Annotated in this window: 12 protein-coding genes; 7 read left to right on the top strand and 5 right to left on the bottom strand. The window is 44.5% G+C overall.

What is annotated here, in order from left to right; all coding sequences use genetic code 11:
- Nucleotides 1–280: 280 nt before the first annotated feature.
- A complete protein-coding gene (locus tag RJD38_RS17870) occupies nt 281–928 on the bottom strand; it encodes a glutathione S-transferase family protein (protein WP_065546775.1) in 648 nt (215 codons plus the stop codon).
- Between the two features lie 114 nt (nt 929–1042).
- On the opposite strand from RJD38_RS17870, the gene RJD38_RS17865 reads away from it, so the two are divergent.
- A complete protein-coding gene (locus tag RJD38_RS17865) occupies nt 1043–1864 on the top strand; it encodes a LysR family transcriptional regulator (protein ID WP_065546774.1) in 822 nt (273 codons plus the stop codon).
- A 123-nt stretch (nt 1865–1987) separates the two neighbouring features.
- On the opposite strand, the gene guaD is transcribed toward RJD38_RS17865, so the two are convergent.
- Complete coding sequence (guaD, locus tag RJD38_RS17860; protein ID WP_065546773.1) at nt 1988–3367, bottom strand: guanine deaminase; 1380 nt, start codon at nt 3365–3367, stop codon at nt 1988–1990.
- A 2-nt stretch (nt 3368–3369) separates the two neighbouring features.
- Complete coding sequence (locus RJD38_RS17855; RefSeq protein ID WP_065546772.1) at nt 3370–4701, bottom strand: solute carrier family 23 protein; 1332 nt, start codon at nt 4699–4701, stop codon at nt 3370–3372.
- Between the two features lie 533 nt (nt 4702–5234).
- On the opposite strand from RJD38_RS17855, the gene RJD38_RS17850 reads away from it, so the two are divergent.
- Genes RJD38_RS17850 through RJD38_RS17840 form a run of 3 tightly spaced genes read left to right on the top strand, consistent with a single transcriptional unit; the run spans nt 5235 to nt 8835 of the window.
- Nucleotides 5235–6491 carry a tetratricopeptide repeat protein gene (locus RJD38_RS17850; RefSeq protein WP_065546771.1) on the top strand — a complete coding sequence of 419 codons (1257 nt, stop codon included), beginning with the start codon at nt 5235–5237 and terminating at the stop codon, nt 6489–6491.
- Nucleotides 6488–7837: a toxin-antitoxin system YwqK family antitoxin gene (locus tag RJD38_RS17845; RefSeq protein ID WP_065546770.1), complete on the top strand. Its 1350-nt coding sequence runs from the start codon at nt 6488–6490 to the stop codon at nt 7835–7837. Before RJD38_RS17850 ends, RJD38_RS17845 begins: the two co-directional genes overlap by 4 nt.
- A gap of 2 nt (nt 7838–7839) precedes the next feature.
- Nucleotides 7840–8835, top strand: a complete 996-nt coding sequence (locus RJD38_RS17840) for a toxin-antitoxin system YwqK family antitoxin (RefSeq protein WP_065546769.1) — start codon at nt 7840–7842, stop codon at nt 8833–8835.
- A 91-nt stretch (nt 8836–8926) separates the two neighbouring features.
- Here RJD38_RS17840 and RJD38_RS17835 read toward each other — a convergent pair whose 3' ends face one another.
- Nucleotides 8927–9427: an HPP family protein gene (locus RJD38_RS17835; protein ID WP_065546768.1), complete on the bottom strand. Its 501-nt coding sequence runs from the start codon at nt 9425–9427 to the stop codon at nt 8927–8929.
- Nucleotides 9428–9650: 223 nt separating this feature from the next.
- Here RJD38_RS17835 and RJD38_RS17830 point away from each other — a divergent pair, with 223 nt between their 5' ends.
- Nucleotides 9651–9908, top strand: coding sequence for a YdcH family protein (locus RJD38_RS17830; protein ID WP_156785366.1), 258 nt, complete (start codon nt 9651–9653; stop codon nt 9906–9908).
- A 160-nt stretch (nt 9909–10068) separates the two neighbouring features.
- Nucleotides 10069–10320, top strand: coding sequence for a DUF2999 family protein (locus RJD38_RS17825; protein WP_065546766.1), 252 nt, complete (start codon nt 10069–10071; stop codon nt 10318–10320).
- A gap of 104 nt (nt 10321–10424) precedes the next feature.
- Here RJD38_RS17825 and RJD38_RS17820 read toward each other — a convergent pair whose 3' ends face one another.
- On the bottom strand, nt 10425–10859 hold the full coding sequence (locus RJD38_RS17820) for a hypothetical protein (RefSeq protein WP_231893188.1): 435 nt from the start codon (nt 10857–10859) through the stop codon (nt 10425–10427).
- Between the two features lie 226 nt (nt 10860–11085).
- On the opposite strand from RJD38_RS17820, the gene RJD38_RS17815 reads away from it, so the two are divergent.
- The gene (locus RJD38_RS17815; protein ID WP_065546765.1) at nt 11086–12057 is read left to right on the top strand and encodes a questin oxidase family protein; all 972 of its coding nucleotides are present in this window, start codon (nt 11086–11088) and stop codon (nt 12055–12057) included.
- Nucleotides 12058–12093 lie beyond the last annotated feature (36 nt).

The raw sequence follows: 12093 nt of genomic DNA, 5'->3' as shown, positions 1-12093 counted from the left end.
TAAAAAACAGATTGTTAGTTGCCTATCAATGATGTGAGGCTATCGCCAGCATTCATTTACGGTGTAATTTTTTAATTTCGATAACGTTGAAAATTTGCGCATGGAAAGCACGAAACAGCATGACTTAGAGGGGAATTCAAACCAATTTAACTTAGACGTTATTAAAATATATGAACAGAACTTGTTGTCTGAAGAATTATTATCTGAAGAAAAGTGACCTTACTCCGAACGCAACGGTAGTACGACCACTCAAAACATCACACGACAAGACAGCCTAAATTTAAACAGGCTCACCTGCTTCATCTTCTTCAACAATATCGTTTTCTAAACTCGCCTGCGCTAACCACGATTGCATCGCTTGGCTGTTAAGTTGCTTTTGTTGATACCTCATCGCCTGCTCTGATAACTGAATACCATACGTTTCGATACGCAGTGCTAGTGGCGCATACATCGCATCCGCGATGGACCACTCACCGAATAACCATCCATCTGGATTTAGTGCCATTTGCTCCGACCAAATAGCATCTACGCGCGCAAGATCATTTAACGCTCCTTCGGTTAACTGCAATGTTCGCCGTGCTCGACAGTTCATCGGTAACTCATTTCTCAGACTAAAAAAACCAGAATGCATTTCAGCAGAGAGCGCTCTTGCTTTTGCACGCTGTTCAAATGCTCCCGGCCACGCTTTCCCAGCCAAATAACGCTCATTAATGTATTCAAGAATGGCCAGTGAATCCCAAACCGTTACCTCATCATCAACCAGTAATGGAACTTTTGCTGTCGGTGTAACACGCGCTAATGTAGTGTAAAACTCCGCTGTAAACAGTTTTAGTTTAATCACATCGACAGCCAGTTTGTGCTGCTCAAAAATCAACCAAGCGCGTAGTGACCAGCTCGAATAGTTTTGGTTTCCAATATAAAGTTGCATCAATGCCTCCTGCATTTGTCTCCGCAGTTTTTAGCTTATGGGATTGTCTTATTTCACACTAACGGATAGTTTTGATAGGAGACATAAATAAAAACGATGGATAACATACTCAATATGGATATTGATGCACTGAAAAGCTTTCTCGCATTCGTTGAAACGGGCAGCTTTACCCGCGCCGCCAAACAAATCAATCGCACCCAATCAGCTTTTAGTGCTCAAATGAAAAAACTCGAAGAGGAATTAAGTGTCGATTTATTTGAAAAAGAAGGCCGCAATCTTGTATTGAGTGAAGCAGGTTTGTCTTTACGAACTCATGCAGAACAATTAGTCACACTGCACAATAAAGCGATAAAGCAAGTAAAACGCTATGAAGATAAGCGCCCTTTTAGGCTCGGTTGCCCTGAAGATTATAATGACAAGATCCTACCCAAAGTAATCAAAGCACTGCAAAAGGCCGAACCCACTTGCTCTATCCATGTATTTAGCCAGCCAAGCGTTACGCTTCGAGCTTGGTTAGATGAAGGGAAACTGGATGCGGCGATCGTCACGCGTTCAGCCAACAGCGAAGAAGGCTATTGGCTTGCTCATGACCAAGGCGTATGGGTCGCCAATCATCATTTCGAGCTCGATAAATCCCAAACTATTCCATTAGCGCTATTTCAAACAGATTGTAAATATCATTCCGCCGCGATAGATGGCTTAAGTAAAAATGCCCTCTCTTACCAATTGATCGCATGCTGTAATACCGCTTCAGCCCTACGCGCCATCATTCACGACGGCATCGCCATCGGAGCAATGGGCAAAATAAGCGTCACCGATAATTTGCAAATTATCGATAATATGCCGCCCCTTCCCTCCGTCGATATTGTCCTCATTACCGGCGCTTTAGCACATCCATTGATGGTGCAAGAATATCTTGATATCCATGAGTCGTAAGCAACCACTCGTGAGTGACTCACAAACGTATTAAACAAATTGTTACTGCCACAAAGTACGTTCAGCGAAAAAAAGACAAGCCATCGCTTGTCTCTTTTTTCTTCCAATCATTAGCACTCGTGACTAAATGACTTGCTTGCCTTGTACCCAAACTTGTTGGATGTTTTCTTTTTGCGCTAAGCAAACCATCTTTTCTAAAATGTCCCGTGGCGTATCAAACTCAGGCCAAATGCGTAAGTTGCCAATCAATGGGCTTGCTTCAAGCACAAGGGCATCAAAGTGATGTTTGGCGCTAAGTACACCAGTCTTTGCGTCCAGCACTTGAGCGCCACCTGCAGTTGCCATCCAAAATGCTTCAATAAAACTGATGCGGGCGTTAGCCGTACCGCGCTCACCAGAGGCCACCGTCACGTCAACACCTTCTTCACGCACTCGCGAGTGAGCAACAGCATCAAAGGCCGCACGGAATATAGAAGGCGATGGCGCACCTGCAATATCACTACCCAAACCAATTTGTACTCCGCTATCAAGCAACTCTCGGGTTTGCATTGCCCCATTGGCAAAGAACATATTGGAGAGTGGGCAGTGGGCAATTCCCGCGTTGAACTGCTTAATCAGCTCAACATCGTGCTCAGTTAAAAAGATAGAGTGTGCCAACACTGATTTGTTATTTAACAAGCCTGCATCCGCGTAGATTTGCACATCACTCTTACCATAATGCTGCAAAGCATAATCGCGTGCCCAATCGCTTTCAGAGCAATGAGTTTGCATGTGCAGATCGTATTTTTGCACCAAGGAGCCGAGCTTATTAAGCATTTCAGGTGTGCAGCTTGGCACAAAACGCGGCGTGATCACTGGGCTTACAAGCCCGCTATCGTTGCCTTGTAACGCAAAAACATTGCTAACAAAGGCTTCGGTCTCGGCAAACGCTTGAGCAATATCATTTTCCCGATAGAAATCTGGGCATTGTTCAACGTTATCCATGTTGATCTTACCCACAAAAGCACGTTGACCAAGATCCAAACAGGTTTGCGCCAACAGCTCGGTAGACTCACGATGAATCGACGCAAAATAAACTGCACTAGTTGTCCCGTTTGCCAACAGCGTTTTCGTCACGTCTTGATAGATCGCTTGCGCGAACTCGACATCTTGATAGCGATTTTCCAATGGGAAGGTGTAATTTTGCAGCCAATCATAGAGAGGCAGATCCAAACCTTTACCGGCTTGCGGCCATTGCGGGGCGTGACAATGCAGATCCACCAAGCCCGGCATCAAGTACTGACCTTGGCGTAAGGTTTGCAGTTTTCCTTGCTCTGCTAATGCCGTCAGCAATGCTTGATACGAAGGATGCTCCGGCGTAAAGGTGGCATCAATATCACCATCAAGATTAACCAAAATTAGGTAATCACGGATGAACTCAAATTCACCTTTAATCGGCGTATGAAAAGTATCACCGACGATCGCAAACTGGATATGATTAGTAATATAGATTGGGCTATTCATTGTTATGCCTCACTCTCAACAGGTGTTTCATCTGAAACGCGATCTTGAGGAAGAATAAAGTTAAGAATGACCGCCGCTAAGGCACCAATTGCGATACCCGAGTTAACTAGGTAACCGACTAATTCTGGCAAGGCATAAACCAGTTCACGTGGCATTAAAACCGCCCCCAGTGACAGCATAATCGGCAAGCCAACCACCAGCATATTACGCTCAGATAATTGAATATGTTGGATAACACGGAAGCCATTCATCGCAATCACGACACAGATCACCGAGAAAATGCCTGAGATAACTGCATGAGGAATCGATGCGATTAAGCTGGTCAGTTTTGGCATTAAGCCAAGTAGAAGCAGGATAAAACCACCGGCGATAATCGCACGGCGTGAAGCAACACCGGTTACGGCAATAATACCCGCATTAGTTGAGTAACCCGTCACTGGGCTACCGCCAAGCAGTGAACAAAAGAAATGCCCAACAGCTTCACCGGTTGCACCACGGTTAAGGCGCTCATCTTCAAGTTCAACACCCGTTACGGCACTGACCGCGCACCACGTACCGGTTGTCTCAACCAGAACTATCATCGAGATGAATAGCATGGTCATGATCGCAACAGGATCAAAGGTCAATTCACCAAATGGCAATAGGCTTGGTAGTTGTACCCACGCAGCGGTTGTTACTGATGAGAAGTCACTCATACCATAGAAGGTCGCGGCAATCGTGCCCAGAATGATCGCGCCAAGTACCGATGTTAAACGCAGCCAATGCAGACGCTTATGCATACACCCCAGCAAAATAAAGCTGCACAGTGAAACAATACTCACTAAGGCAATCACAATGTTTTGGCTGGCAGCTTCACCGGTGTAAATGCCATTAAAAGCGACCGGTAGAAGTGAAATCCCCACCACGATGATCACCGTGCCGCCAACAATTGGCGGGACAAACTTGCGCACCAGCTTACTGAAAAGATTAAAAGGTTTACCCAACAGAGCAACGAAAATCGCCACCGGAATCAATGCACCATACACCGCGCCCATTCCTAGAGTTTTACCAATCGCTGCGACCGCTCCAATAGGAATGTAAGATGGCCCTTGCATCACTGGTAACTTTAATAAACAGCGTGATTGAATAATGGTTGCAAGGCCCGCCACGACAAACGTCATCTGAATCAAAGAGGACGTATCTGCAACGGTTAACGATAGCAAACTCGCGAGAATAATCGGCACAATATACAAATCCATCGCCAATACGTGCTGGGCACCTAAAGAAAGCGAACGTGGGATCGAGATTTTTTCATCAATGTTAGTGGTTGAGTGATTAGCTTGGTGAGTATTCATAGCAACTTGAGTACTTAGCGATTGGCAACTTTTCAATTAACGAAGTTATCAACGGCAAATTTAGGTTGTACAAAGCCTGCATACGCTAATGAGCGACGCAAACCGTGAGTTCGTATTTCTGGTTTTTATATTTCTGAGTTTAGCGTTTCAAAAAACTGAATCGATGGGATGCAAATGAAGAGAAAAGTATTATCGGCATCACCATTTTTGATGTGCGGCTGATTCTAACTCAATAATTGAATTGCGCAAACGTTTGCGCAATTCAATGTTTTTATCGTGATGACTGGGATTTGTGATAAAGATCGATCGCCGCGATCACTCTTTAGCTGTTTTGAGAATTTATCATCGATTCAATAAGATAGCCTTGCTACTATAGCGCGGTCATAAATTGCACTAACCAATACGCCTGACGTAACAGCGCGTACTCTCAATGCTCAGCGGAGAGACAACTCTCTTAGTCTGAGTTTGAACTTAGGCAAATAATCTTTATCAATTGCCATTAAGCATTGCCTCCCTTTTTATTGGAGCTTCACTTGAAAACCACACCTCTCTTTTTATTGTCTTTGATGGCTATTTTTAGCTCTTACACCACTACAGCCAAACCACTGGAGAGATCTTTCAATACGGTTGATGAAAAACGTACCGCTGTCGAATTGAATGGCGTGGTGACTCATGGTTATACACCTGATAGCCCTGTCTATTTTGCCTCAAACGTGACAGAAGATGATGATGGTAAACAACAGATCCAAGGTGCGACTTATCGTGGTGAACCCGAATTTGATTGGTGGGTTGCTGACGGTTTTTACGCCTTTTGTGATAACAATAAAATCAAGATGGGCGTCACTGATTCTGCGATGGATTTTTATGACTTCTTTGATATCGACGCAAAGTTTTTATTCACGCTCGATAACGGGTCTCGTTATTTCTACCAGCCAGAGATTGCCGAAAACAAACACCTTTACTCGCCTGACATCGGCTACCGCCAGCTATTTTTCCAGCCAACCGCCTCGTTTATCACCGCGCTAAAACAGGCAAAAACCGTTCGAGTAAACATCGAGGCTGAGTATCAACTAAGGCCTGATACCCTTGATTTTGAAAGCCGCCTCCCAATGTATGGCTTTGCTGAAATGATTACGCGAGTCATGAATCATTGCCCCGAGACAGCACCAGAACAAGATCTTACCTCACTGAGTCAATCTCAGCGCTTAGTGGCTAAGGCCCAAAATCTACTGAATACCAAAAATTATGATGACGCCGCTAAGTTGCTCAAACAGGCATCCAAAATGGGCGATGGTGAGGCGAGCTACTTATTAGGTGAGTATTACGTTCAACACACCGAGGGCGACGAGCGCTGGGCGAAAGCAGACAAAGCCATGGCGCTCGGGGTTAAGCAAGGTAGCGCAGAAGCTATGTGTTATGTCGGCATTAACTTGATACGAGCGCGTAAAGAGAATGCAGAAAATGGTGCGAAAGGTTTGGCGCTATTAGAAAAAGCGCACGCAAAACAAGCAACGTGCGCCGCGCAAAATTTGGGCTACATGTACAGTGCAGGCCTACTGGTCGAAAAAGATCAACAAAAAGCACGTGAGTACTTTAAACCGATAGCGAAACTTGAACCAAAAGCGCTGCATTTACTCGTGGCAACTTACGTTCGTGCCCCACAAGAACTCGATGCAGAAGCCTACCCTTGGGTTCAATTGATGATAGAAAATCACGACTCCGATCTAGGGCTGAAGGCGACTATTTGTCAACGTAGCCCTAATGTATGTAATCAAGGAAGCATGTTATGAGACCCTTATCTCAGCTTATTCTTTTAACGAGTTTAATCTCTTCTGTAACGGCCTATGCCGTTCCTTTTTCTGACCTGAAATTTAAACGACAAGGAAGAGAATCCATTGCTCTCGTTAAGGCGACCAATCAACCTTATAGCGGGATAGCGACCGCCCATTTTGACAATGGCAACAAAGATGCTGAAGCTCACTATGTGAATGGGCATTTACACGGCGCGCGTTATTTCTGGTTTGAAAACGGGCAACTAGAACGCGAAGAATACTTCCTAAACGGTAAAAAACATGGCCCGAGTTACCTCTGGTTTGAAGATGGGCGCCTAAAAGAACAACACCACTGGCTTAATGGTGAAGAGCACGGCACAACGCAAACTTGGACACTGAATTCCAGAAATAAAGATGCCGATGGCAACCCGAGCTACCAACCAAGTTATCGTACTGACTATCAATTTGGGCGACAGAGTGGCGAGAGCCTTCGATGGGAAAATGGCGCAACCGCGATGAAAACACGTTACGTTAATGGTAACCGAAGTGGTGAGTTCATTAGCTATCGAGTAGAAAACAAAAAACCTTACTTGGAAACCGAGGAAAAATACCTCAATCGTGAAGAGCAAGGATTAACACGTAAGTACTTTCCCAATGGCACGCTCAAACAAGAATATTTTGAGACGACGGGCGACCTTGAAGGTCTAAGTCTTGTTTATCTGTTAAATGACAACAATGAATCAATACTCGATCTACGCGGTTTCTATCACAATGACGAACGTCGAGGGATGGCCCAAGAGTTTAAGGACGGCACGCTGATCGCTGAACGCAGTTATCGAGATGGAATCACCTATGGTTTATTCCACCTCTTTAGTCCGCAGGGGAACTTGAATCGTTTCTACGCCACCGAAACCGGCAAACAAATTGATATACAGCCTAATACCAATCAACGTACTGCTGAAAGCTATCAAGTTGAACGCCGCTTTGATGGCTGGCAATTACAATGGTTTAGCAACGGCAAGATCGCGAGCCGAACCGACTTCGAGCAGGGTAGCCAAACGCCATTTCAAAATGAATGGTATGACAATGGGCAACAAAAATATCAAGTGATTCAGGGCGATAAAGATGACCTTTTCATTGAAAATCAGTGGTACAAGAATGGCCAAATCAAAAGTAACGTCACGTTTCGTATGAGCAGTGATGATTACGGTTTTGTTCAACATGGAGAGGAAAAACAGTGGTATAGCAATGGCCAGTTAAAGCTTGCTACTTCTTATAAAAATGGCGAGCAAGTGGGGAATCGCCGCACCTGGCTTGACGATGGCACGCTATATTCAGAATCAGAACAAGAGATGGGTAATTAATAATGACAACACAACCGATCTTTCAATCCGCCAAATTACCTCAATGGGCAACTCGAATTCTATTAGCCGGATGCCTTCTTCCTTTAAGTGCCTACAGTGCTCAACTGGAATTTAAAGGCACTCCCCTATTAGCACACGAAGTTGGGGCATCTACGCCTTATTCTGGCACCGACATTCAATATTATTACGATAAAGACAGTAGCGAGTTGAGTAAGCAAAAACTCAGTGAAGTCTCCTACCTTAATGGCCAAAAAAATGGGCAAGCGAAATATTGGGCCTACGATGGAAGCCTGCAAATATTGCGCACGTTTAGCAACGATATACTCGATGGTCGCGCCGTTTCTTTTTATCCGAACGTAAAAAATAGCAAAGCTTGGGAACGTTTTTACGTTAATGGCAAAGAGGAAGGTTTATCAACTTTTTGGGATACCTTCGGTAATAAACAAGCAGAGATGAACATGAAGCAAGGTATGCGTCATGGCTTAATGCAGAGCTGGAGCGATAGCCAAGAGCTCACTTACCGCGGCGATTTTAACCACGATAAACAACAAGGTGAACATTGGTGGTATTACGATAACGGCCACAAACAGCAGCGTGCTGGATTTAACAATGGTCAATACGATGGCGCCTACCAAGTTTGGTACGAAAATGGCACGATGGCTGTCGATGCTTTCTATGTAAAAGGAAAGCTACAAGGCGAAGAACGGTATTGGTACGACAATGGTCAGCCACAAAGTGTCATCACCTATCAAGATGGCGTAAAACAAGGTAAAGAGCAGTATTGGTATAAGAACGGCAACCTAATGCACAGTACTGAATATCAAGCAGGTTTAAAACAAGGCAAACAAGAAACATGGTATGAAGATGGTCAGCCGCAATCAGTCAGCCATTTTAATCACGGCATATTAGATGGCGAAGAACTGCTCTGGACTAAAAACGGCGTGAAAACAACGTTTGAATATCAGCAGGGACGAGTGGTTCAGTTCGACATTCCATAATTTTTCACCCCCTCCACTTAGTGAAACTCAATACCAGCCACTAACAGCAATGTGTTTTAGTGGCTGAAAAAGCCAGTAACGTCAATCAAGCTCAATCCTTTTCTGAAAACGGATAGATATGCCCTGGGATAAACCGATGGTAAAGCATTGCTAGTGCGACAATCGCTACCGTCCCAATAAGAATTGGGTGCAATAGAAATGTCCAGCTTGTATGGCCTGTGAGCATAATGAGAAGTGGGTTTCCGCCTGCAGGGGGATGAGTAACATTGCAAAGCAACATTAAGAACAAACCAACGCCAACCGCGAGCCCCAGCGTCAGGGAATTAACTGGCAAAAAGTTGATAAACATCAGGCCCACAAATGCCGTTATAAGGTGACCGAAGGTGACATTTTTCGGTTGAGCGAGGGGGCTTCGATGTACCCCAAATATCAGCACCATCGTTGCACCAAAAGGAGCAATTAAAACGTAGGGCGTATCAATGCGGCTATCAACTGCAGCGAGTGTCCAAATACAGAGTGTGGCACCAATAGCGGAGACCAAAGCCGTTAAGAATCGATTTTCACGCAATAGCGTTACGTAATGTTCTTTCATGAGGAGAACGCCCTCTAATGATAAATAGATAACTAAGCGTGGCTACTACCAAGTCATAGATCAAGTGGGAGCGATAAAAGAGACGCGTGTAAGGAGAGAAATCATCACCTAATCAGCTCCAAGTAACTTCATTAAACAGTTCAACACTTTGGGTTTTATGCCACAGTTCTCTGCTGTGATTACTTCTATACTCAAGGGTAATCAGACAGAAAAGAGAATGCCGATGCTAAATGAAAACCATGCTTTTATCTTAGATTTTCCTGAGCTTAAATTGGACATTGTTCAACTCAATCATGATGACCCAAAATTCAAAGCCGATCTGCAGCAATATCACGTATTAGACTACGATATTCGTCAATTAGAAATCTCAGGCAGCCCGATCGATGACCAAAATATGCAAACATTGAAACTACAGCGCGTCGAGCTCAAAGATATGCTATTCAAACAGCTCACTCAGCATCACCAACAAGCAGGCCGTTAATCTACCTTATTGCCGATGAGTCGGGCGCTTTTGACTGACTCATCAACTCATCACCTTTCCACGCGACTTTCGCCCCTCTAGAAACGCATTCACAGTACACTCGCTTCTCGGCAAGTGTTAAACTGCAGTTTGAATTTATTTGGTGTAAATAGGAAAGGTAATGAACCCAATTATTGCATTGTTGAAAGAGAACAATATTAGCGATCAACAAATCGGTGAGATTTTTCAAACACTGACTCAAAACCCGCTCGCGGCAATGGCAACCATCAGCCAACTGGGTTTGCCACAAGACAAACTGCAATTATTAATGGGCCAAGTGATGCAGAACCCAGCCTTGATTAAAGAAGCGGTACTTGAGCTAGGCTTAGACTTTACCAAAGTAGAAGCGGCAAAAGAGCAGCTGAACAAATAAGCCTTATATGCGCTAACAACGTAAGACCGCCAACGGTATGATATGAGACCCCATTGGCGGCCTTTTGGGGTATTAACCTTTGTATCAATTTGCTACCTAAGCGGCTATTCGATCTCAGTAAAAATGAATTCATCCTGTTGCAGGATAAGCTCTTCAAAGGCTTGAGAACGGTATACCTGAAAACAACCATAACTTTTTGAACGCTGACCATTTTTCATTACACCAACCAAGCGTTCAGATTGCTGAATCATAAAGTTCGCGGCTTCTGCATAGGGGTCACTGAGCGTTTCAAATGTATGCTGATCTTGAACAATCCGGTATTTACCTTTACCCATAAAAGAGTGCGCACGTTTCATACCTGCGAGATCTCGCGCTAACGGATTCTGCGGATCAATCGCAATAAGGCAAGACGCCAAAGCGTAGTCTTTCAATGTACTCCTCGCCTCTCGTATTGATTGATCAACGCTTCCTGTCGCAGCCGCACAGCCCGTCAATAACCCTAACATCGTCAACGAAACAACGATCGCTCTCTTCTTCATACTCTATTCAAATCCTGTTTCGTTCTTAGCCCAAGCCATGAGGTGTTGCTGTTAGGCGACAAGCTAAATTAAGTAAACAGTGCTAGCAACCAAATAACCTAGTAAGTCGGGCGCATTTCAAATACGAGCCAATTCAAAGTTAACAATTTAATGGTTGACCCGAACTTAACTTGAGGTTTTAACATGTATTTAATCAGGACAGATAACAAAAAATTAAGGACAATAAATGCTAGCAAAACGCCTCGAACAAGCGCAGAAATTCGGCATCGAAACTGGCGCATCAGGTAACACTAATCACTTGCCAATGGCCTTGATTGCTTTAAGCAAACTTGGCGCCAGCAACGCTCAATTAGACTCTTTTTATACCGATTATCATGACGGCTTATTACCACTCAAAGAGCACGAAATAATTGGAGCATTTGAATGGCGTGAGCATCTTGGCAATCAAGAGAGATTTGATGACTACTTGGCCTACTTTAAAATGCAAATTTCTACACAAGGCATTTCAGCAGTCACCAGCGAGCATATCGATACCTTAATCCAAGGATGTGGATCGTCAGCCTTTCATGCCATAATTCGGTTAAGCTATGGGTTACAAGAAGAGAACGACACTGAAGTTGCCTTTGGTTTAGCGCACATGGCTGCACACTATCTATCGATTAACCTTCCGGCGAACAGCGACCTCACCGCTTCTGATATCATCGATAATGCCTTGGATGAGTTTGCCGACTTTTCGGTTGCTGCCACTTCTATTACTCAGCGTATGCGGGCTGTGATTCAAGATGAGCGTTTTATCGCCATCAATCAATTTCCACAACAAGCAACGCTGTCACAATTAAGCCAACAGTTTGCAGAACTCTACCTTAGCACCCGAGACTTTACCGTGTTGCACGCAGTGACAAGTTGCCATGCAATGCAGCTTATCTTGCCCTACTGCAAAAAGCCGCAGCAAGCATTGCAGTTTTATTGGTCGGCCGCCTTATGCGCTGTGCTTTCGGTTGAAAGACTGACCTTCCGCACTGATACGGCTGAAACGGCTAATAGTGACACGCCACTGGAGCAATTAGACTTGGAAACAATCCGCCAAAGCTCAGATACTCATGTCATCAAGCTCGCTTGGAGCAGCATCGCGCAATATCAGCAATATGGCCATTGCGCGCATTTACGCATATTGAATCAGTTGACGCAGGCGGGCTAATTAAGCCTGAAGTGTCTCTTTAACAGCAAAGCCGCT

Origin of the sequence: Vibrio scophthalmi (assembly GCF_040869025.1) — a bacterium.
Classification (GTDB): domain Bacteria; phylum Pseudomonadota; class Gammaproteobacteria; order Enterobacterales; family Vibrionaceae; genus Vibrio; species Vibrio scophthalmi.
Note: the sequence above shows the minus strand (reverse complement) of the source record. Positions and strands in the feature narration are given on the sequence as shown.

Coding starts and splice junctions, on each gene's coding strand:
- guaD (WP_065546773.1), bottom strand. CDS start 3,367: ATGAATAGCCCAATCTATATTACTAATCATATCCAGTTTGCGATCGTC.
- RJD38_RS17865 (WP_065546774.1), top strand. CDS start 1,043: ATGGATATTGATGCACTGAAAAGCTTTCTCGCATTCGTTGAAACGGGC.
- RJD38_RS17840 (WP_065546769.1), top strand. CDS start 7,840: ATGACAACACAACCGATCTTTCAATCCGCCAAATTACCTCAATGGGCA.
- RJD38_RS17855 (WP_065546772.1), bottom strand. CDS start 4,701: ATGAATACTCACCAAGCTAATCACTCAACCACTAACATTGATGAAAAA.
- RJD38_RS17830 (WP_156785366.1), top strand. CDS start 9,651: ATGCTAAATGAAAACCATGCTTTTATCTTAGATTTTCCTGAGCTTAAA.
- RJD38_RS17870 (WP_065546775.1), bottom strand. CDS start 928: ATGCAACTTTATATTGGAAACCAAAACTATTCGAGCTGGTCACTACGC.
- RJD38_RS17815 (WP_065546765.1), top strand. CDS start 11,086: ATGCTAGCAAAACGCCTCGAACAAGCGCAGAAATTCGGCATCGAAACT.
- RJD38_RS17845 (WP_065546770.1), top strand. CDS start 6,488: ATGAGACCCTTATCTCAGCTTATTCTTTTAACGAGTTTAATCTCTTCT.
- RJD38_RS17820 (WP_231893188.1), bottom strand. CDS start 10,859: ATGAAGAAGAGAGCGATCGTTGTTTCGTTGACGATGTTAGGGTTATTG.
- RJD38_RS17835 (WP_065546768.1), bottom strand. CDS start 9,427: ATGAAAGAACATTACGTAACGCTATTGCGTGAAAATCGATTCTTAACG.
- RJD38_RS17825 (WP_065546766.1), top strand. CDS start 10,069: ATGAACCCAATTATTGCATTGTTGAAAGAGAACAATATTAGCGATCAA.